Below are 21939 nucleotides of genomic sequence, written 5' to 3'. Positions count from 1 at the left end.
AAAGATTAAAATTGAAGGTTAAACCCGATTGAATAAGTTTTTTGAACTGGTAGGTTAAGGTTGTTACCTGCGTTCAAGTTGTTTTCTGGGTCAAATCTTAGATTATCATCGAACGTGTGAGTCAAGATGTTGTTACCTTGTAAATACACCTCAAATCCTCCTAGACCTGTACCTTGTAACATTTTAGAATCAAATTTGTAACCAATTCTAATGTTACTTAATCTTAGGTAATCTGTCTTAGCTAAATATCTTGTAGATGTTCTGTTAGACAAAGTTGAATTACCGTATATCGGTTTAGGGTTAGCAGCATTAACATTTGTAGGCGTCCAGAAATCCAAAGCATCTTTTGAACCAGCGTAAGAATAAGTGTACTGACCATCAGACTGAGTATAACTTCCCCAATCGTTAAGTACTTTACCACCAAATGCAAATGTTCCTAAGGCAGATAATGTGAAGTTTTTGTAGAACACATTAAGGTTAACCCCTCCAAAAACATTAGAGTAAGAACGACCTTGAACTGCTAAACCTGCATCTGCATATTTGTTAGTTGTCTCTCCGTCTACACCGTTTTTGTACCACAATGCATCACCATTAGATTTGTCAACACCAGCCCACTTTCTCATGTAGAAGGTACCGATACCTTCACCTTCTCTAAGGATAGTTGCTCCAGAAATAATATCTTGCCCTCCGTAAAGAGAAGTTACTTCGTTATTAAGCGTACTTAAGTTACCACCTAAGCTAAGAGTGAAATCTTCTTTGTTGATGATGTTAGCATTAACTGTAAATTCGAAACCTTTGTTAACCAATGATCCAACGTTAACATCCATAAACGGATATGTTAAATCTCCTAAAGGTAAACCTTGTGCAGCTGATAATGGAACACTGAATACTAAGTCATTAGTCTTCTTGTTGTAGTATTCTGCAGTTACAGTTAATTTATTCTTAAAGAATCCCATGTCAAGACCTAAAGATAAAGGCTTAACAGTTTCCCATTTCAAGTCTGGGTTATACACAAAACGCATAGTTCCCGCAGGCATATCGTTGTAGTTAGACGTAAAACGATATAGAGAGTATGGTGTACTAGAAATCGTGTTACCTACTTTACCATAAGATCCACGTAATTTGAACATTGATACTTGATCCCACTCTTTAACAGCTTGGATTCTTGCTAAATCGATACCTAAACCAACCGAGTAGAAAGTACCCCATTTTTGATCTTCTGTAAAGTTAGACAATGCATCTCTTCTTACCGACGCATCAACTAAGATTAATTTATCATAATCATAGTTTAAGATACCTGCATAACCTGTTCTTGAAGAAATTGATTTATCTCCTACTGCGTAAACTGGTTTAATAAAGTTACTTAAAGACTCAAGATTTGGAGATCCTACATTAACACCTTGTGCAGCAACGAATCTATAGTTACGTTGATAAGACTCTTGGATCGCCGAAACGTTGAATCTATTTTTGTCACCTAATTTGAAGCTATAGTTCAAGATGTTCTGAAGGTTCCAGTTAAAGTAACGTCCTGTAGATTCAGTCTTACGACCATTAACAGCAAATCCGTCACCGTGGATTGGGTTATAATAAGTTTCGTTCTCGATGTTGTTAAATTCAGCACCTAAAACAACTTTATAACTTAAGTTTTTGATGATTTCGTATTCACCATAAACGTTACCATAGACTTTAGCTGTGTTAGCTCTAAAATAGTTATTTTCTTGGTTGTAACCAGAGTTGAATAAGTTGTTGCTTAATCTACCGTTGCTACCACCTAAATAATAAGAACCGTCTGCGTTATATCCTGGATCTGTTGGTCTTGCAAATAATTCGAACAAGATTGGGTTAGCGAATCCACCACCATTAGGTAATGTATTAATTCTACTATAAGAAACTTGGAAGTTAGTTCCCATTTTGAATTTATCAGAAGCTTTGAAATCAACTTTCGATGAAAAACCTAATCTTTTGAAATCAGAACCTTTAAGTTCACTTTCTTGTAAGAAATAGTTAGCAGAGTTGTAGTAAGTGATTTTATCATTACCTCCGCTGATAGACGCGTTGATAGAGTTTTGATACGCGGATCTAGTCGTAACATCTCTCCAGTTAGTATCTACATTCGTTGTAAAGATATTTTGTGGAACAGCACCAAATTCACCAGCAATCATCTCAGCACGAGTTTCTTCTGGAGTCATTCCGTATGCATTACCAAAGGCATTTTCTAGAATATATCTAAATTCAGAAGCGTTAAGCCCTTCCATTCCTTTGATAGCTCTAGAGTTGGTACCCGTTTCAAAATTCAATGAAATCTTTGGTTTACCTTTTTTACCTGATTTTGTAGTGATAACAATAACCCCTGCACCTGCATCAGCACCATATACAGCGGTTGACGCAGCATCTTTAAGAACTGTTACACTTTCAATGTCATCATTGTTTAAGTTTGCCAAGATATTAGCGGTAACAGCTCCAGAAGTTAAATCTCCAGACTGCACACGTACACCATCGATAACATAAATAGGGTTAACACCACCATTTACAGATGCAATACCTCTTACACGAACACTCGCAAAACCACCTGGTTGTCCAGACGCGTTACCTGTTTGTACACCAGATACTCTACCTTGTAGCATTTTATCCACTGAAGCAACGGGCACATCCTTGATAGCATCACTTTTCATTGTCGCAACAGCACCTGTAAGTTCTTGTACTGTTTTCTTCTGGCCAAAACCAACAATAACTACCTCTTCAATCTCTTTTGTAGAAGCCGTATCTTTTGTTTTTTGTTGTGCAAAAACTGCTTGTCCTGTAAAAAACAAAACTCCAGCAGTTAACACTTTTAATTTTACATTCATATTAACACTATTTAATATTTACTCGGCGCAAATATGTTAATAATATTTAACATATCCAAAAATTTAACACATAAATATTTAATAAAAAAGCCACCAAATTACTAATTTGGTGGCTCGTGTGTTATAAATAATTAAATTATTTCTTAATCATCTTAGTGTTTTCAAAACTTCCGTCTTTATATTGAACTTGGATAATGTAAGTTCCTTTTGATAGATTAGAAACATTGAATGACGCTGCATTTTCTCTTTTTATAGCTTTTCCAGCCATATCAATAACTGTTGCAGTAACAATTTCTTTAGTTGACTTTAATTCAACTTTATCACCTACAGGGTTATTAGCAATTGTTAATTTAGCTTTAGAAGCATTAACATCTGATACTGCTAAGAATTGTCCTCTGAATTTATACATTGCGCTAATAGGCAGACCTCCAACAGCAGCCTCGCTCGCCCCTCCAGCATAACCAACCGTAGGACTTATAAATTGAACTGCACCAGCATACGGCGCCTCCCCTGCAGGGAACTCCATATCTACCCAGTTTTCTCCACCATCAAGAGAGTAAGAAGCTCCGTCTCCACTTGTACTTACATAAGTATTAGCTGTACCTGGCACATAAGCGATATTTTCTCCATTGAAGTTTCCTTGTGGGAACACCTCAGTCCAATTCGCTCCACTATCAGAAGTTTTCCAAAGACCAACTACCCCACTATCATTCGTTTGAAGAAGACCATTTGATGCATCTTTAAAAGCCATGTTTGCGAAACTTCCAGCTGTAGTAACACCACCAAAGTCTAATGCTGGTGACTGGAATGTTTGCCAAGTAGCACCTTTATCTGGAGAATATAATACACGTCCTGTATCTGTACCCATCCAAATATTATTACCTGTAACAAATCTAATATGCGTATAACCGAAATCACCAGCATGCGCAGGTGCATTCGTTATTTTTGTCCAGTTTGTACCACCATTAGTAGTTTTGTACATTTCAAAATTAGCTCCTACAGGGTCACCAGCGGAGATACCTTCGTTCTCATCCCAGAAATAAACGATGTTAGCAAATGATTGGCCTCCGTAAGCAGCAGAAGTCTGCTTAGTCCAAGATGTACCACCATTTGTTGTTTTCCAAACACCATTTTGTGATCCAGAGCCAGAGGAAACAGCCCAAGCAGTTGTAGCTGAAGCTGCACTAAAGTCACCTAAAGTAGCCGCACTAGGAATACCTGTTATTGCGATATTCGTCCATGTTGCACCACCATCCGTAGTTTTTGTTGTATATTTTCCTTGGTCTGGAGCACTGCTTATTGCATGATCTGCAAACCAAACTGTGTTAGCATCAATTACAGACATTGCATATGGGTAATGCAAAGATGGCGCACCTGTTTGCATCCCATCCCAACCTGGTGCTTGTGCTTGTAATAAACCTCCGATTGCTAAAGCAGATAAAGAAAGTAGTAATTTTTTCATAATAATAAATTTTAAATGATATTCAAATATAAATATTTTTTTTTAATTCGGAATAATATAATATTATTCCGAATTAATATAATTTAGTATCCAGGAGCTTGTGTAATGTTAGGATTATTTTGCATTTCACTATATGGAATTGGCCAAACAAATCTTCTATCTCCTACAGGAATTTCTGTTAATGGTTGTCCCGTAGAGTTTGTTTGATATTTAACAATCGCTCTGTTATTTCTTTTCAAATCAGAAAAACGTAGACCTTCTAGGAAAAACTCCATAGCTTTTTGTGTTAAGATTTCATCCAAAACACCTGGGCCTGATGTAACCGCTGGCACATAGTCTGGGAAGCGGTATTCTTTAACCCAATTAGTAACCGTTTGAGAAGCTAAGCTTGGATTAGAATGAAACTGTGCTTCCGCCTTTATGAAAACTGCTTCAGACTTTCTTAACTGAACTAAATCTCTAGCTCCAGACATATATTTTCTAACATCTATTGGAGATGGATTATCTGGATATCCTGTTACAATATTATTGGTCATATACCAACTGAATGCTCTTGCATCACGTTTTGCGCTATTAGTAGGAACTTTAAGTCCTGAAGCCTCCCAGAATTTTCGCGCCATAAAGTTTTGCTTGTATCTCGCATTGGTTCCCCAATAATCTGTTAAACCTTGTGGTGTAACGGAGTTAAATTCCAATTGAAAAATTGTTTCATAAGCTGCTTCTTCTCCATTAATAAAGAATTGTGCAACATCTTTTCTCAATAAGAAAGGAATATTGGTATCGTCGATAACTTTCTGAGCATAGTACTCAGCTTTTGGATAGTCTTTTTTGAACAGATAAGCACGTGCTAGTAATAATTCTGCAGCAATAGGACTAAGTGATCTATTAAAATCATAAATACCTTGTTGTATAGAATTTTCTTCACAATAAGCTAAAACAGATTCTAGCTCAGTAATAACATTATTAACAACTGTTGATACAGATTCTCTAGGGAGTTTCGCATCCTTATTATAGGTCGTAGGATAAGGCACACCTAAAGTCTGATCGCCTTCCCCATAATTTGGTGAAAAATAGCTCAATAATGCTAAATAATTATAAGCTCTAATCATTTTTGCATGAGCAAATAATTCTCCATTTTTATGAACTGCATTTTCATCTTCTGCGATTTTCCCTTCAAAGCCTAATACAAAATTGGCATTAGCAATTGTATTATAGAAAGTAGCCCATAGTCCTCCGCCGGCGCCACCATCAACCTGAATATGTGTACCACCGTTAGTCCCTACAAAATATCCCGAATTAGATAAAGAAACAAATCCAATGTCTCCTGTGAGTTCTTGAAATGTGAAATGATCTCCTCCAAATCCACTAGAGCTAGACATTTTAGAATACAGACCTTTAACTGATCTTTCTAGGTCAGCATTTGTTGTCACTGCATTTTCATCCACTATTATTAATCCTGCTTCAGAATAATTTTCTTCAAACATACTGTCTGAACAAGAAAATAATAATGAACCTAAAAATAATGTTAATATAATTTTATTTTTCATTGTAATCGTTGTTAGAATTTTAATTAAAAATCAATCGTTGCACCCACCATAAATTGTCTCATCAATGGCATTGTTTGATCGTATAATCCCATACCACCAATGGTTCCCATGTGATTACTATTAGATTCTGGATCGAAAGGTAAGTTTTTGTCAAATGCGAATGTTAATAGGTTAACACCTCTCACATAAAGATATACATTATTAACACCTTCTATCTTCATTTGATCTTTCGTCAATTTATAGCCAAGTTCTGCACTCTTTAACTTGATATTATCTCCTCTATATAAGTATCTTGTAGAATGATATTTATTCACGGTGTTACCTGGTCTATACTGAGGTCTATCAGAATTTGTATTTGAAGTAGTCCAACCATTTAACACATCAACAACTTGATTATCTTTTATACCTTGTCCATCATTATCAAAGTATCTACCCCAAAGATCATATACATGGAAATCTCCTTGATAAGTGAACAATAAGCTTAATGTTAGGTTTTTATAACTAAATGTATTGGTTAAACCAGCTGTATGTGCAGGTAGTGCATTTTTCCCTGTAAAATCACTTACAATACTTGCGCTTGTCCCAGAACCATTACTTAATTGTGTGTGCGTACCGTTAGTATACCATAACGCATCACCATTTGTTTTATCAACACCAGCATAATGTGCTAAAAACCATTCCGTTGGATTATGGCCTACCACATATCTCTTAAATCCATCTACACCTACATAAGGTCCTAAAATCTTAGTTACGACTGATTTGTTATAGCCATAGTTAGCATTAATTGTCCAGTTGAAATCTCCTTTTTTGAACACGTCATAAGAGATTGTTGATTCAATACCTTTAGACTCATGTTCTAGCGCATTTCCTACTAAGTTACCAAAACCTGTAGAGGGTGCATTTGGCACTTGTCTTGTTAACTGATCGGTCACAATATTTTTATAAACATCAAAAGACATTTTCAATCTATTCTGAACCAAACCAAGATCTAAACCAATATTGTATTTTCTAGATTTCTCCCATCCTAAATTTTCATTTCCAGGATTATTAATTGCCATACCATTTTCTAGCATATAATTGGCAACACCTAAAGTTGGACGAGCAAGGTATTCAATTGCTCCAATATTACCTACTTCACCATAACTTGCTCTTACTTTTAGCTCATTAAAATAATTTCCGATGTTTCCAAATTTATGAAGATTAACATTCGCTCCAGTGGCCCAGAAGTTACCTTCTTTTCTATCAGCCCCAAAGTGCGAGTATTTATCTCTTCTGAATGACCCCATTACATTGAACAAATCTCTGTAACCATAAGAAGCTCTACCAATAAGACCAATCAAATGACTTTGATCGTTATAAGACCAAGCTATAACAGGCACAGTACCCCATTGCAAATTATTTTGCTCATAATGACCGCTTTCAAAACCAGTAGATGCTGCTTGTGAACGTTTTGTCCACATCTGTGTATATTCTGTACCTGCAGATAAATTAATTTTGTGATCATCATTAATTGTCCAATCGTAGTGTAAGAAGTTTGACCAGTTCAATGTAGTGTAGCTAAAGTCACTTTGTAAAGCTAAACCGATGATTTCTTGTGCTGGATTGTTCCCATCTCCGAAATCTGGATTACGATATTCTGACTCATCATAATAATTGTAATCTACACCTAAATTAGTCGAGAATCTTAAGTTACTCATGATACTATAATCCAAAGCAAAAGATGAAAGTATCTTCGAAACTGCTGATTTTCTCTTGTTGATATTCTGAATAGCAACAGGGTTAAAATCTTCACCTGCAGAAGTAATAATGTCTAGGTTATAAGAACCATCTTTATTATAAATAGGACTGGTTGGCGATGCAAATCTCGCGCTCAATACTGGGTTTGCAAAATAACCATAGTCCAATGGTCCCCACTGCGTTCCTCTAGATACTATATTTGAAAAAGCCACGTTAATCTTGTCCGACAGCTTAGCATTTAGCTTTACAGTTGCATTAATTCTTCTATACAAAGCATCACGAATTATACCTTCTTGCTCTGTAGATCCAATAGATGCATAGCCTTTAATCTTTTCATTTCCAAAAGAATAATTAAGACCATACTTATACAAACCTGTTGAAGAACGTCTTGTTGCTTTTTCCCAATCCGTATCTACAGTACCATCCCAATTTCTAAGAATTCCGTTTGCACTTGTTGTAGCTTTTTCTAAAGTTTCTCCATTATTCATGAAGCCTGTTATCAATGACTGCATCTGTTGCGAAGCATTCATAAAATCATACTTCTCATAAGCAACACCTCCAACACCATACTCCATATTAAGGGTTAGCTTTCCTTTACCACCTTTACCAGACTTAGTCTTGATAATGATAACTCCAGAAGCCCCTCTAGATCCATAAAGTGATGTTGTTGCACCATCTTTCAAAACCTCTACTGATTCTATATCTGAGGGATCTACTAATGACAAACCATTAGATGATGTAGCCACCCCTGCCTGATCTCCAACTGTAACCGGAACACCATCAATAATATAAAGTGGTTGATTATCCCCACTAAGACTACTGATACCCCGGATAAGCACTTTTGCATTTGACCCTGGCTGTCCGCTATTAGAACTAATAACAGCTCCCGAAACTTGCCCTGCAATGGCTAAATCAACAGATATCGCAACAGGCTTTTCTAAGGCTTTAGCAGAAACTAATGAATAAGAACCTACTTTTTGTTCTTGGGTCTCTTTGATACCATACGTACCTAAAATAACTACCTCCTCAATAGCATTAGTTATCGTATCGGATTTTTTTTGTTGTGAAAACATTGAGGCCCCCATAAAGAAAATAGCCCCAGCGCTTAAAACTCGTAGTTTCACGTTCATATTAACACTAATTTGATATTATAAGCTACAAATATGTTAATTTTTTCCTAATACACCAAATTAATTTTAAAACTTTCTTAAACATTTATTAAAATCAAAAAGAAAACAACATTATATCACGTCTTATTTTACAAGTTAATTCTTAAATTAAAACGATTATTAATAAAAATAAAATAGGCCGCTAATGATCTTAGCAGCCTATTATTCATTGAATAGTATTTTTTATTTCAGTTTCTTCTTCACGGAGATTTCTTCGTACACTTCTAAAATGTCGCCAACCTCAATGTCGTTGTAACCTTTTAAATTAAGACCACACTCATAGCCCTTGGTAACTTCTTTAACATCGTCTTTGAAACGTTTTAAGCTTTCTAGCTCGCCATCGAATTTCACGATACCATCTCTAAGAAGTCTAACTTTTGAGTTACGGGTTACTTTTCCTGTAAGAACCATACAACCCGCAATAGTACCAACTTTAGAAATCTTGAACACTTCGCGAATCTCTACGTTACCAATTACTTGTTCTTTAATCTCTGGAGAAAGCATGCCTTCCATCGCTTCTTTCACTTCATCGATAGCAGCATAGATAATAGAATATGTTCTAATTTCTACCTCTTCTTTATCTGCAATATCTTTTGCATTAACACTTGCTCTTACATTAAATCCGATAACAATCGCATCCGATGCGGCGGCTAATAAGACATCACTTTCTGTAATCTGACCAACGCCTTTATGTAATATATTAACCTGTATCTCAGCTGTAGACAATCTCTGTAATTGATCTGACAATGCTTCAACAGAACCATCCACGTCACCTTTAAGAATAATATTAAGCTCTTTGAAATCCCCTAGTGCAATACGACGCCCAATCTCATCCAATGTAAGATGTTTCTTAGTACGAAGTGTTTGCTCTCTTTGAAGTTGCTCACGTTTGTTTGCAATATTTTTAGCTTCTTTTTCGTCTTCGTAAACTCGGAATTTATCACCCGCCGTTGGCGCTCCATCTAAACCTAAAATAGTTACCGGAATAGAAGGCCCCGCACTTGGCATGGGTTTTCCACGCTCATCCAACATGGCTTTAATCTTACCATGGTTTTTACCCGCAACGATATAATCTCCAACTTTTAAAGTCCCGTTCTGAACCAACATTGTTGACACATAACCACGGCCTTTATCTAATGCAGCTTCGATTACAACACCGTTTGCTGAACGATCAGGATTAGCTTTTAGCTCTAACATTTCCGCTTGAAGTAATACTTTCTCAAGCAACAAATCTACATTATTACCAAACTTAGCAGAAATCTCTTGCGATTGTACATTTCCTCCCCATTCTTCTACAAGAATATTCATCCCTGAAAGTTGTTGACGGATATTATCTGGATTAGCGTTTGGTTTATCTACTTTGTTAATTGCAATAATCATAGGTACGCCAGCTGCTTGTGCATGGGCAATAGCCTCTTTGGTCTGTGGCATGACATCGTCATCTGCTGCAATTACGATAATTACAATATCAGTAACCTGAGCACCACGCGCTCTCATCGCTGTAAAGGCTTCGTGGCCTGGTGTATCTAAGAAGGTAATCTTCTGACCATTCTCTAGTTTAACATTATACGCACCGATATGCTGAGTGATCCCTCCCGATTCACCTGCTATAACATTTGCTTTACGAACGTAGTCAAGCAAAGATGTTTTACCATGGTCAACGTGTCCCATTACGGTTACAATTGGCGCTCTTGTTGACAAATCCTCTTCGGAATCTGCAACTTCATCTTCGATTGATTCCTCAAGATCAGCATCAGAGAATTCAATTTTATAACCGAATTCATCGGCAACCAATGTTAAGGTATCCGCTTCCAAACGCTGGTTCATCGTTACCATAACCCCTAATGAGAAACAGGCAGAGATAACCTCTGTTGGACTAACATCCATAAGACTGGCTAACTCGTTAACCGTAATAAACTCTGTTACTTTAAGCGTTGTATCTTGTGCTTCACGTTCTTGTTGAAGTTCATCTTGCTCTCTTCTCCAATTACGTTTATCTTTTCTATGTTTAGCTCCTTTATTTTTACCGCCTTTGTTGGTAAGTTTTTCTAAAGTCTCTTTAATTTGATTTTTAACTTGTTCATCTGTCAACTCAACAGGCATCACTCTTTGTCCGCCTCTATTGTTGCCTCCACGATTTCCACCTTGGCCACCACGGTTATTGTTGCCACCACGGTTTCCACCTTGGTTGTTGCCACCTTGACCACCTCGGTTATTATTGTTACCAAATCTGTTGCCTCCTTGTTGGTTGTTACCGCCTTGTCCTCCTGCGTTATTATTATTTCCGCCTTGTTGGTTGTTGGCTCCTGGCTGACCTGGTTTTTCAATTCTTTTTCTTTTCTTCTTAGCAGCGTTTGGTCCGCCAGCATTAGAAGATTTTGGTTTTGTTGCGAATTGTGATAGGTCAATTTTCTCTTTCAAGATTTTGGGACCATCTAGTTTTTGATAAACCGTTTCGATTTTATCAGGTTCTGAAGATGTTATTGCCGGTTCTTCTGTTTTTTCAGATTTTGCAGGTGCTTCAACTTTTGGTTGTGTTGCAGGTTTAGCTTCAATTGGCTTTTCAACTTTTGGCTTCACTTCTTCAGTTTTTGATGGTGCTTCTTCAGCTTTTGGTTTTTTAGAAACTTCTTTTTTGGAAGCTTTTGGCCTTGTTTCAAACTGCGACAAATCAATTTTATCGACAATTTTAAGTTCTGGTTTCTCTTCTTTTTTGTCCTCTTGCTTCGCAGGCACAGCATCTTCCACAACTGGCTTAGCCACCTCTTCTACTGGTTTTTGTGCATCAAGATCTATTTTACCCAAAATTTTAGTTTCGGGTACGCTAGCTTTGGCTCTTATAACCTCAGGTTTTGCTTCTTGGATTTCCAGTTTTTCGTCTGGAACTTTAGAAATCACCACCTCATGAGAAGCTTTTCTTTGTTCGCCATCTTTGCGAAACTCAGCTTCTAATGCAGAAAATGCCTGTTCTTCTAATAGAGCGTTGGGATTACTGTCAACCTCAATACCCTTACCTTGTAGATATTCTACAGCACGTGGTATTGAAATGTTAAGTTCTTTAACCGCTTTATTTAATCTAATTTTTGGCATATTTAAATTTACTTCTTTATTTTAGTTGTCGTAGCAAAGGTACTACTATTTTAACTTTACTTTTTAATAGGATATTTCAAAGACTAATTTTGAGAATTAATCTTCTAGTTCTGCTCTCAAAATTTCTTTAACTTCTTGGATGGTTTCTTCTTCCAAATCAACAAGATTAAGCAAGGCTTCTGTATCTTTATCTAAAACACTTCTAGCGGTTTCTAATCCTACTTTTTTGAATTCTGCAATCACCCAATCTTCAATCTCGTCAGTAAACTCTGTCAACTCTACATCGTCGTCTTCTTGTTTTTCTCTGTAAACATCAATTTCAAAATCTGTCAACCAAGAGGCTAGTTTAATATTCTGTCCTTGTTTACCAATGACTTTAGAAATCTCCTCAACGGGCGTATACACCAATGCATAGTTGGCTTCCTCGTTGATTTCTACTTTATTAATAATGATATTTCCTAAAGCTCTTTTAACAAGAATTTCCGGATTTTTTGACCATTGAATTACGTCGATATTCTCATTGCGCAATTCTCTAACCACACCATGTATTCTTGAACCTTTTACCCCTACACAAGCTCCTACTGGATCAATTCTGTCATCGTATGCGTCAACCGCGATTTTCGCTTTTTCACCTGGAATTCTCACTACTTTCTTAAGTATGATGGTTCCGTCTTGGATTTCAGGAATTTCTAATTCTAATAATTGCTCTAAAAACTTCGGTGAAGTTCTTGAAATGATAATCTGTGGTTTTGCCCCTCTAAAGTCAACACTTTCAACAATTGCACGAACATTGTCACCTTTTTTGAAGAAGTCAGATGGGATTTGGTTTTCTTTTGGCAGGATAAACTCGTTACCTTCATCATCCAACATGATAACATGTTTGTGACGAATATGGTGAACTTCTCCAACTACCAATTGTCCAATCCTGTCGCGGAATTGCTCGTACAAAGCCGCATTAAAATGCTCCTGAATTTTAGTTGCTAAAATCTGCTTAAGCGTCAAGATGTTTCTACGGCCTAATTTAGCCACAGGAATTTCTTGTGTATATTCTTCACCAACTTCAAAAGTTGAGTCAATTTTTCTAACTTCAGAAATTTCGATTTCTAAGTCATCATCTTCTGACATCTCATCTTCAACAATTCTCTTATTCAAGAAAATTTGAAAATCGCCTTTATCAGGGTTAACAATAACATCAAAATGATCGTCAGAATCATATCTTTTTCTCAAAAGTGTTTTAAGAGAATCTTCTATGATTGCCATCAAATCAATTTTGCTAATATTTTTTACTTCTTTAAAATCGCCAAATGCTTCAATTAAAGCTAAATTATCCATTGATTAATATTTTTCTTTATTAAAATTTAATTACCACCAAAGCCTTTTTGATATCAGCAAGGCTTATTACTTTTTCTTCTTCGACATCTTCTTTACCTTTTCCAATAAGTTTTGGACGGCGATATCTCAACATCAAAGTGATTGACTCATCATCAACCATTATCAACTCTCCTTGGATTTTTTCATCTGTAGTCAGAAGAACATCCAATTCTCTTCCTAGATTTTTTCTGAATTGTCTCACCAAAGTCAATGGCTCCGACAAGCCTGGAGACATTACCTGAAGCCCAAAATCATGCTCTTCGCGATCAAGATTAAACTCGACAGCGCGACTAACATCCAAGCAATCTTGTAAATTAACCCCTTGATCTCCATCGATAATAATTGTTATTTGGTCATCTGCCGAAATCTTAAGATCAACCAAAAACAAATCCTCTCTCTCCTCTAAATAAGAAGCCACCAAAGCTTCTACTTTCTCTCTAAAACTCATATTCCCTAATGAATTACATCTACGAAAAAAGGCTCTCTCTCGAAGGCCTTTTCATTCTGTTCCGTAAATCTTCTGCAAATGTAAGTCTTTTTTTAAAAAAATCCAAATTATATTGAATTTTAAGGCTTTACATCAACAAGCTTCTTAACATTTAACAAATAAAATTAAACTGTACTAAAATCAGGGAAAAGACTAAAGCCCTGTTAAATATCTTAAAAAAAATTATCTTTGTACAAAATTTAAAAACTCAAACATTGAATATTACCATTGTAGGAACTGGTTATGTAGGATTAGTAACTGGTACAACCTTAGCAGAATTGGGAAATTCTGTATATTGTGTAGACATAGATGAAAAAAAAGTTGAAGGGATGAAACAAGGTATCGTCCCAATATACGAGCCAAACCTTGAGGAAATGTTTCTTCGAAATATACAAGCCAATCGTTTATTTTTCACGACCAATCTTAAAGAAGCTTTAGACAAAAGTGAAGTTATCTACTTAGCACTTCCAACACCGCCAGGAGAAGATGGATCTGCAGATTTGTCATACGTTCTAAAAGTCGCTAATAACATTGGCGAAATGATGACCGAATACAAAGTCGTGGTTAACAAGTCAACTGTCCCAGTAGGCACGGCGGATAAAGTGGGTGCTGTTATCAAATCGAAAACAGATATTCCGTTTGACGTTGTATCCAATCCGGAATTTTTGAGAGAAGGTTTTGCGGTTGAAGACTCTATGAATCCTGCTAGAGTTGTTGTAGGTTGCAGTTCTGAGAGAGCAAAAAACATTATGGCACAAATTTATCAGCCATTTACCAATACCGGTGTTCCAATAATTTTCATGGACGAAAAATCGTCGGAACTCACAAAATACGCTGCCAACTCTTTCTTAGCTGTAAAAATCACTTTCATGAATGAAATCGCAAATTATTGCGAATTGGTAGGTGCCGACGTTGACAAAGTAAGACTAGGCATGGGAAGCGATGATCGTATTGGTCACAGATTTTTGTTCCCGGGCATTGGTTATGGAGGCTCATGCTTTCCGAAAGATGTAAAAGCTTTAATAAAATCTGGAAAAGATGAAAATTTTAACTTCAAAATTTTAGAATCTACAGAAGCTGTTAATAATGCTCAAAAAGTTATTTTAACAAGAGATATCGAGAAATATTTTAATGACCTTAGTGGTAAAAAAATTGCATTTTGGGGCTTGGCATTTAAAGCAAATACAGACGATATCCGAGAAGCTTCATCTTTGGACAACATCAAAATCCTTCTTGATAAAGGCGCAAAAATCATAGCTTATGATAAAATTGCGGAGTCTAATGTTCGCAAAGTTATCGGTGATAAAATCGAATACGCGACAGACATGTATTCCGCATTAGAAGATGCTGACTGTCTGTTAATCGCAACGGAATGGCCCGAGTTTAAAAATCCAAATTTTGAACTTATGGCATCCAAAATGAAAAACAAAATCATCTTTGACGGTCGTAATATGTTCCCTCTAGAAGTTCCAGAACAACACGGATTTTTTTATAAATCAATCGGTAGAAAAACCGTAAAAAACTAATATGAAAAACATTATCATAACAGGTGGCGCAGGTTTTATCGGATCTCATGTTGTAAGAGAATTTGTTAAGAACCTTCCCAACACCAACATTATCAATCTAGATGCCCTAACTTATGCTGGAAATCTAGAAAATTTAAAAGATATCGAGAATGAAGCTAATTACATTTTCGAAAAAGCTGATATAACAAAACCTGAAGAACTTAGAAAAGTTTTTGAAAAGCATAATCCTGACGCCGTCATACATCTAGCGGCGGAATCTCATGTCGACAGAAGCATTACCGATCCTAATGCTTTTATCAACACCAACGTGAATGGTACAGCTAACCTGTTAAATTTGGCTAAAGAATTTTGGGCACTAAATCCTGACCATCAACATGGTAATTTCCCTGATGAACCAAGAACCAATCTGTTTTATCATGTTTCTACAGACGAAGTCTATGGTGCGCTAGGAGAAACAGGTTTCTTCACCGAGGAAACTTCTTATGATCCAAAATCACCCTACTCTGCAAGCAAAGCGGCTTCCGATCATTTGGTAAGAGCCTATGGGAACACGTATGGCATGCCATTTATCGTTTCTAATTGTTCGAATAATTATGGGCCAAATCATTTTCCAGAAAAACTGATTCCACTTTGCATCTCTAACATACTGAACGAAAAACCTTTACCAATATATGGCGACGGAAAATACACAAGAGATTGGCTATATGTTATCGATCATGCAAAAGCAATTTTCCAGATTTTTCATGAAGCCAAAACTGGTGAAACCTACAACATTGGCGGTTGGAACGAGTGGCAAAACATCGACCTTGTAAAAGAACTCATCAAGCAAGTTGACGAAAAAACAGGCAAATCTGTTGGTTTTTCAGAAAAGCTCATTACGTTTGTGAAAGACAGACCTGGACATGACAAACGCTATGCAATAGACGCGACAAAACTTAATAAAGATCTAGGCTGGAAACCATCTGTAACATTTGAAGAAGGGCTTTCCAAAACAATCGACTGGTTTTTATCAAATAAAGAATGGCTCGAGCATGTGACCTCTGGAGACTATCAAAAATATTACGAAAAACAATATAACTAATTACCGAATAATAAGCTTTGAGATACCTTAAAGCTTATTTCACTATAATCACATCAATATATGAAAGGAATAATTCTCGCTGGAGGATCAGGCACAAGATTATACCCATTAACAATCGCGGTCAGCAAGCAACTAATGCCTGTATATGATAAACCCATGATTTATTTCCCGATTTCCACACTGTTATTAGCTGGAATTCGTGAGATTTTAATTATCACTACGCCTCATGATCAGGAAGCTTTCCAAAGACTTCTTGGAGACGGCTCTCAAATAGGTTGTCGTTTTGAGTACAAAATACAGCCATCTCCAAACGGATTAGCACAAGCATTTATCCTTGGAGAAGACTTTATTGGAGACGATTCTGTTGCATTGGTTTTGGGAGATAACATATTTTATGGTACAGGCCTACCTCAACTTTTGGAAAGCAAAACAAAGCTTAAAGGCGGTTGTGTATTTGCTTATCAAGTATCTGACCCTGAACGTTATGGCGTTGTAGAATTTGACAAAAATAACAATGCGCTTTCCATTGAAGAAAAACCCACAACACCTAAATCTAATTTTGCGGTGCCTGGTTTATATTTTTATGACAACTCTGTTGTAGAATATGCAAAAAATCTAAAACCATCCTCAAGAGGCGAATTAGAAATTACCGATATTAATAAAATATACCTGGAAAAAGGGGAGCTAGAAGTTGGCGTGATGAGTCGCGGAACAGCGTGGCTTGATACAGGAACTTTTGACTCTTTACACGAAGCATCAGAATTTGTACGTGTTCTTGAAAAAAGACAAGGTTTCAAAATATCTTGTATCGAAGAAATTGCTTACCGCAAAGGATTCATTAACGAAGAACAACTTTTAAAATCCGCAGAAAAATATGGTAAAAGTGGCTATGGTAGCTATTTGAAAAACTTAGTCAAATAAAACACATGAACAACACAATTGATGATAATAAAAAATGGTCTCAAGTAATTGAAGCCAAACATTCTCTATTTTCTTTAAACTTAAAAGAAGTTTGGAATTATCGAGACTTGGTCTATATGTTGGTCAAGAGAGATTTTGTAACCTCTTTTAAACAAACTATTTTAGGCCCTTTGTGGTTTTTTATAAACCCTATCTTCACAACCATCATGTATGTGATTGTTTTTGGTAACATTGCTAATTTATCTACAGATGGTGCTCCGAAAATCCCTTTTTATCTATCTGGAGTTATCCTTTGGAATTATTTTTCGTCTTGTCTTAATAACACGTCCAATGTATTCCGAGGTAACGCCTCTATTTTTGGAAAGGTCTATTTTCCAAGATTGGTTATGCCTTTGGCTATTGTAACATCCAACTTGATGCAATTTGCGGTACAATTCCTTTTATTTGTTGGCTTTCTTTTGTATTATTTTATAGTAGACAAAAATGTGCATCCTAATTTATGGATATTAGCAACACCTTTTTTAATTATTTTAATGGCAGCATTTGCTATGGGAACAGGTATGATCTTTTCGTCTATGACAACAAAATATAAAGATTTATCGATGTTATTAGGTTTTGGCGTCTCTTTGTATATGTATATAACACCTGTTGTCTATCCCGTATCTTCAATACCCGAAAATTACAGATGGATTGCGGACTACAACCCATTAACTGGAATTTTTGAGTGTTTCAAATATGCTTACCTTGGTGTGGGTGATTTTAACATTGGTATGTTGCTCTACTCCACTATTTTCATATTTATTGTATTATTGATTGGCACATTCATTTTCAATAAAGTTGAAAAATCGTTCATGGATACTGTTTAATTTTTTAAGAATTTATTATGTCAAAAAATATAGTTTTAGATGTCGAAAATGTTTCGAAACAGTATCGTCTTGGTGAAGTAGGAACAGGTTCATTGCAACACGACATCAAACGTTGGTGGGCAAATGTAAGAGGACAAGAAGACCCATTTCTTAAAATTGGAGAAACCAATGATAGAACTCAAAAAGGCGTATCAGATTATGTCTGGGCACTTAAAGATATTAATTTCCAAGTAGAACAAGGGCAGGCTGTTGGGATTATTGGGCGTAATGGAGCAGGAAAATCAACCTTATTGAAATTGCTTTCTCGTGTAACAAAACCAACAACAGGTTCTATCAAATACAAAGGACGTATTGCTTCGTTGTTAGAAGTTGGCACTGGTTTTCATCCCGAAATGACAGGTCGCGAAAATATATATTTGAACGGTGCTATTCTTGGAATGACACGTAAAGAAATCACACGTAAGTTTGATGAAATCGTAGATTTCGCAGGAGTAGAACGTTATATCGACACACCTGTCAAACGTTATTCTTCTGGTATGTATGTTCGTTTAGCATTTGCAGTTGCAGCACATCTAGAATCGGAAATCTTAATCGTTGATGAGGTTTTAGCAGTGGGCGATGCCGAGTTTCAGAAGAAATGTTTGGGAAAAATGGGTGATGTAAGTAAAGGTGAAGGACGAACGGTGCTTTTTGTGAGTCATAATATGGCAAGTGTCGAAAAGCTTTGTGAGTCTGGAGTTTACTTGAAAAATGGTACTGTTGATTTTGTTGGACGAATAGGAGATGTTATTGATAGATATATGAATACAGGGCTTGGAGATATTATTGGAAATAGAATATGGAAAGATGAGAAAACAGCTCCAGGAAATGATAAAATCAAAATATTAGAATTTACAGCAAAAAGTGACAATCAACTCACACCAAATATTATTGATACAGAATCAAGCCTTAAACTTGGCTTTAAAATTAAAAATTATAGAGAAGGTAGATATTTAGGATTCAATGCCCAAATTTTAGATCAATTCGATTCTATTATTTTTACAATTGCCTACCCAATAGCGAGCGGTGATTCTAAAGAAGGAATATATAATTTTGAAGCTAAAGTCCCTTACTCATTTCTTAATCAAGGAATGTATAAGGTGAAAGTTTGGTTCGGAGAAAGAGGATCATCAGTTGCTTCTTTTGATGATAACATGTTTCAGTTTGAGGTAATGCCGAAAATGACTGAACAAGGTGTAAATCCCGATAGATTACCAGGTGTAGTATTGCCTAATCTTGAGTATAGTGTAACTTATTTATAATAATCATTATGCTAACAAAAGCTATCAGAAAAACCGTTAATCTTATAAAAAAAAATATAGGAGAAGAAAAGTATTTCAAGTATCAACTATTCAAGGTTAAGTTTCTACACAAAAAAGCCTTAAATAGAGTAAAGAAAAAAGAAACCATCAATATTTGTTTTTTCCTTATACATGAATCTGTATGGAAGTACGAAGAATTATATAAACTTTTTAATGAAGATGAAAGATTTAATCCATTAATTTTAGTTTGTCCGTACACTCCATATGGAGAAGAAAATATGTTGGATGATATGGAAAAAGCTTATCTATCTTTTAAAAAGAAAAATTATAATGTTATAAAATCTCTTAAATCTGATGGAAATTGGATTAATGTAAAAAATGAATTAAAACCTGATTTTATATTTTTCACTAATCCACATGAACTTACAAAGCCCCAGTATTACATTCGTAATTTTAGAGGTAATTTGACATGTTACGTTCCATATAATTTTGGAAATTCACATATGTTAGAAATGTTTCATAATCAAGATTTTCATAATCTAATTTGGAAATTATTTGCAGAAACAGAAATTCATAAAAAATACTCGATAGAAACAGCCCGAAACAAGGGGAAAAATGTAGAGGTAACAGGATTTCCAGGAACGGATAAATTTCTTAATACCGAGAACAGTACTAACTATAAAGGGATTTGGAAGCATGAAAATACAAAAAAAATAATTTGGGCACCACATCATACTATTGATGATGACAAATCTTTTATTAGTTTTTCATCTTTTTTAGTTTATAATGAATTTATGCTTGAGTTATTAAATAAATTTGATAATCAAATCGAAATTATATTCAAACCCCATCCATTGTTGAAAATCAAGCTTTATAATCACAAAGATTGGGGAAAAGAAAAAACTGATAATTATTACAATTTGTGGGGAAACCATTCTTATGGTAGCTTGAATGAAGGGGATTATATAGATTTATTTAAAACTTCAAATGCAATGATTCATGATTCAGGTTCTTTTTTGATTGAGTATCTCTATGTCAAAAAACCAGTTTTAAGAACTGATAAAGATGACACCATAACTGAAAGGTTGAATAGTTTCGGTAAAATGGCGTATAAACAACATTATATTGCTAAAAACACTCAAGATATTGAAGATTTTATAAAAAATGTTCTATTGAAAGGAGATGACGTAATGAAGAAAGAAAGGCTGAGTTTTTATGAAAAATACTTAGTTCCTCCTAGCAACAATACAGCAAGTGAAAATATCTATAATTTTATAAAAAACTCTTTAAAATGAAAAAAATATTGACTTATGGAACCTTTGATTTAATCCATAGAGGACACATAAATATTCTTAGAAGAGCAAAAGAAATGGGAGATTATCTTATTGTAGGAATATCATCGGATGAGTTTAATGAATTAAAAAATAAGTCTAGTTATTATACCTATGAAGAAAGAAAATACATATTAGAAGCTATAAAATACGTAGATTTAGTAATTCCAGAGAATAATTGGGAACAAAAACCAGATGATATAATAAAATATGATATTAATATATTTGTAATGGGAAATGATTGGGAAGGAAAATTTGACGAGTTAAAAGAGTTATGTCAAGTTGTCTATTTGTCAAGAACAGAAAATATTTCAACTACAAAAATAAAAGAAGATTTAAAAAATGTATAATCAACCTCAAATTATCACACTAGATAAAATAGGTTCTTCACAATTAGGCTATATCACGATTGCTGAGGCTCAACAAAATATACCTTTTGAAATAAAAAGAGTTTATTGGACATATTATACACCACAAGATGTCGTCCGTGGAGGACACGCTCATAAAGATTTAGAGCAAGTAATTTTTGCAGTTTCAGGAACCATTACTTTTAATACAGAAGATCAAAAAGGAGTTAAAGAAACCTTTGTATTAGATCATCCAAGCAAAGGTTTATACTTACCTAATTTGATATGGCGTGATATTCATTTTACGCACAACGCGGTACTTTTATGTTTAGCTTCTGAGCACTATACAGAAGATGACTACTTTAGAGATTTTGAAGAGTTTAAGAATTTTTATCATGGTTAAAATTCATTCTTTAGCAGATGTGCAGTCTTCTTCAATAGGAGATGGTACAACAATTTGGCAATTTTGTGTAGTTCTCAAAGATGCGATTATTGGGAATAACTGCAATATTAATTGTCAAGTATTTATTGAAAATGATGTGAACATTGGAAATGATGTAACAATAAAACCTGGTGTACAAGTTTGGGATGGTATTACTATCGAAGATAATGTGTTCATTGGTCCTAATGTTACTTTTACAAATGATTTAAAACCTCGTTCTAAAATTTATCCAGATGAATTTTTAAAAACAACAATAAAAAAAGGAGCATCATTGGGTGCTAACTCTACTATACTTCCTGGTATTATTATTGGTGAAAATGCAATGATAGGAGCTGGTAGTGTAGTGACAAAAGATGTTCCTGCGAATGAATTATGGATTGGGAATCCTGCAAAATTTTATAAAAAAATCTAAGCA

At 35.2% G+C, this 21939-nt stretch carries 16 protein-coding genes; 9 read left to right on the top strand and 7 right to left on the bottom strand.

Going from position 1 to position 21939, the window contains the following annotated elements:
- Positions 1-5: 5 nt before the first annotated feature.
- From ACVFVN_RS02175 to rimP, 7 genes are all read right to left on the bottom strand, one after another.
- The gene (locus ACVFVN_RS02175) at positions 6-2846 is read right to left on the bottom strand and encodes a SusC/RagA family TonB-linked outer membrane protein (protein WP_456233991.1); all 2841 of its coding nucleotides are present in this window, start codon (positions 2844-2846) and stop codon (positions 6-8) included.
- Positions 2847-2982: 136 nt separating this feature from the next.
- Positions 2983-4308, bottom strand: a complete 1326-nt coding sequence (locus ACVFVN_RS02170) for a T9SS type A sorting domain-containing protein (RefSeq protein WP_456233990.1) — start codon at positions 4306-4308, stop codon at positions 2983-2985.
- Between the two features lie 83 nt (positions 4309-4391).
- Positions 4392-5855, bottom strand: a complete 1464-nt coding sequence (locus ACVFVN_RS02165) for a RagB/SusD family nutrient uptake outer membrane protein (protein WP_456233989.1) — start codon at positions 5853-5855, stop codon at positions 4392-4394.
- Positions 5856-5878: 23 nt separating this feature from the next.
- Complete coding sequence (locus tag ACVFVN_RS02160; RefSeq protein ID WP_456233988.1) at positions 5879-8722, bottom strand: SusC/RagA family TonB-linked outer membrane protein; 2844 nt, start codon at positions 8720-8722, stop codon at positions 5879-5881.
- A 222-nt stretch (positions 8723-8944) separates the two neighbouring features.
- On the bottom strand, positions 8945-11851 hold the full coding sequence (gene infB / locus ACVFVN_RS02155) for a translation initiation factor IF-2 (protein WP_456233987.1): 2907 nt from the start codon (positions 11849-11851) through the stop codon (positions 8945-8947).
- A gap of 96 nt (positions 11852-11947) precedes the next feature.
- Entirely contained in the window at positions 11948-13183 is a 1236-nt protein-coding gene (gene nusA, locus ACVFVN_RS02150) for a transcription termination factor NusA (RefSeq protein ID WP_165135392.1), read from the bottom strand.
- 19 nt (positions 13184-13202) lie between these two features.
- On the bottom strand, positions 13203-13670 hold the full coding sequence (rimP, locus tag ACVFVN_RS02145; RefSeq protein WP_165135389.1) for a ribosome assembly cofactor RimP: 468 nt from the start codon (positions 13668-13670) through the stop codon (positions 13203-13205).
- A 254-nt stretch (positions 13671-13924) separates the two neighbouring features.
- Between rimP and ACVFVN_RS02140 the strand changes: the two genes are divergently transcribed.
- The 9 genes from ACVFVN_RS02140 to ACVFVN_RS02100 are packed head-to-tail and all read left to right on the top strand — an operon-like array spanning position 13925 to position 21936.
- Positions 13925-15235, top strand: coding sequence for a UDP-glucose dehydrogenase family protein (locus tag ACVFVN_RS02140; RefSeq protein WP_456233986.1), 1311 nt, complete (start codon positions 13925-13927; stop codon positions 15233-15235).
- A gap of 1 nt (position 15236) precedes the next feature.
- On the top strand, positions 15237-16316 hold the full coding sequence (gene rfbB, locus ACVFVN_RS02135; RefSeq protein WP_456233985.1) for a dTDP-glucose 4,6-dehydratase: 1080 nt from the start codon (positions 15237-15239) through the stop codon (positions 16314-16316).
- Between the two features lie 60 nt (positions 16317-16376).
- Positions 16377-17237 carry a glucose-1-phosphate thymidylyltransferase RfbA gene (rfbA, locus tag ACVFVN_RS02130; RefSeq protein WP_456233984.1) on the top strand — a complete coding sequence of 287 codons (861 nt, stop codon included), beginning with the start codon at positions 16377-16379 and terminating at the stop codon, positions 17235-17237.
- Between the two features lie 5 nt (positions 17238-17242).
- Entirely contained in the window at positions 17243-18103 is an 861-nt protein-coding gene (locus tag ACVFVN_RS02125) for an ABC transporter permease (RefSeq protein WP_165135377.1), read from the top strand.
- A 17-nt stretch (positions 18104-18120) separates the two neighbouring features.
- The gene (locus ACVFVN_RS02120; protein ID WP_456233983.1) at positions 18121-19404 is read left to right on the top strand and encodes an ABC transporter ATP-binding protein; all 1284 of its coding nucleotides are present in this window, start codon (positions 18121-18123) and stop codon (positions 19402-19404) included.
- 8 nt (positions 19405-19412) lie between these two features.
- Positions 19413-20699 (top strand): CDP-glycerol glycerophosphotransferase family protein, encoded by a 1287-nt coding sequence (locus ACVFVN_RS02115; RefSeq protein WP_456233982.1) that lies wholly within the window; start codon positions 19413-19415, stop codon positions 20697-20699.
- On the top strand, positions 20696-21085 hold the full coding sequence (gene tagD / locus ACVFVN_RS02110; protein WP_456233981.1) for a glycerol-3-phosphate cytidylyltransferase: 390 nt from the start codon (positions 20696-20698) through the stop codon (positions 21083-21085). Before ACVFVN_RS02115 ends, tagD begins: the two co-directional genes overlap by 4 nt.
- Positions 21078-21485: a sugar 3,4-ketoisomerase gene (locus tag ACVFVN_RS02105; protein ID WP_456233980.1), complete on the top strand. Its 408-nt coding sequence runs from the start codon at positions 21078-21080 to the stop codon at positions 21483-21485. The genes tagD and ACVFVN_RS02105 overlap by 8 nt, the downstream gene beginning before the upstream one ends.
- A complete protein-coding gene (locus tag ACVFVN_RS02100) occupies positions 21478-21936 on the top strand; it encodes an acyltransferase (protein WP_456233979.1) in 459 nt (152 codons plus the stop codon). Before ACVFVN_RS02105 ends, ACVFVN_RS02100 begins: the two co-directional genes overlap by 8 nt.
- Positions 21937-21939 lie beyond the last annotated feature (3 nt).

The organism is Soonwooa purpurea (assembly GCF_053891095.1).
This window is presented reverse-complemented; position numbering and strand designations above follow the sequence as displayed.

Excerpts from the sequence above, each read along its gene's own strand:
- ACVFVN_RS02175 (WP_456233991.1), bottom strand. The coding sequence starts at position 2,846 with ATGAATGTAAAATTAAAAGTGTTAACTGCTGGAGTTTTGTTTTTTACA.
- ACVFVN_RS02170 (WP_456233990.1), bottom strand. The coding sequence starts at position 4,308 with ATGAAAAAATTACTACTTTCTTTATCTGCTTTAGCAATCGGAGGTTTA.
- ACVFVN_RS02165 (WP_456233989.1), bottom strand. The coding sequence starts at position 5,855 with ATGAAAAATAAAATTATATTAACATTATTTTTAGGTTCATTATTATTT.
- ACVFVN_RS02160 (WP_456233988.1), bottom strand. The coding sequence starts at position 8,722 with ATGAACGTGAAACTACGAGTTTTAAGCGCTGGGGCTATTTTCTTTATG.
- infB (WP_456233987.1), bottom strand. The coding sequence starts at position 11,851 with ATGCCAAAAATTAGATTAAATAAAGCGGTTAAAGAACTTAACATTTCA.
- nusA (WP_165135392.1), bottom strand. The coding sequence starts at position 13,183 with ATGGATAATTTAGCTTTAATTGAAGCATTTGGCGATTTTAAAGAAGTA.
- rimP (WP_165135389.1), bottom strand. The coding sequence starts at position 13,670 with ATGAGTTTTAGAGAGAAAGTAGAAGCTTTGGTGGCTTCTTATTTAGAG.
- rfbB (WP_456233985.1), top strand. The coding sequence starts at position 15,237 with ATGAAAAACATTATCATAACAGGTGGCGCAGGTTTTATCGGATCTCAT.
- rfbA (WP_456233984.1), top strand. The coding sequence starts at position 16,377 with ATGAAAGGAATAATTCTCGCTGGAGGATCAGGCACAAGATTATACCCA.
- ACVFVN_RS02125 (WP_165135377.1), top strand. The coding sequence starts at position 17,243 with ATGAACAACACAATTGATGATAATAAAAAATGGTCTCAAGTAATTGAA.
- ACVFVN_RS02120 (WP_456233983.1), top strand. The coding sequence starts at position 18,121 with ATGTCAAAAAATATAGTTTTAGATGTCGAAAATGTTTCGAAACAGTAT.
- ACVFVN_RS02115 (WP_456233982.1), top strand. The coding sequence starts at position 19,413 with ATGCTAACAAAAGCTATCAGAAAAACCGTTAATCTTATAAAAAAAAAT.
- tagD (WP_456233981.1), top strand. The coding sequence starts at position 20,696 with ATGAAAAAAATATTGACTTATGGAACCTTTGATTTAATCCATAGAGGA.
- ACVFVN_RS02105 (WP_456233980.1), top strand. The coding sequence starts at position 21,078 with ATGTATAATCAACCTCAAATTATCACACTAGATAAAATAGGTTCTTCA.
- ACVFVN_RS02100 (WP_456233979.1), top strand. The coding sequence starts at position 21,478 with ATGGTTAAAATTCATTCTTTAGCAGATGTGCAGTCTTCTTCAATAGGA.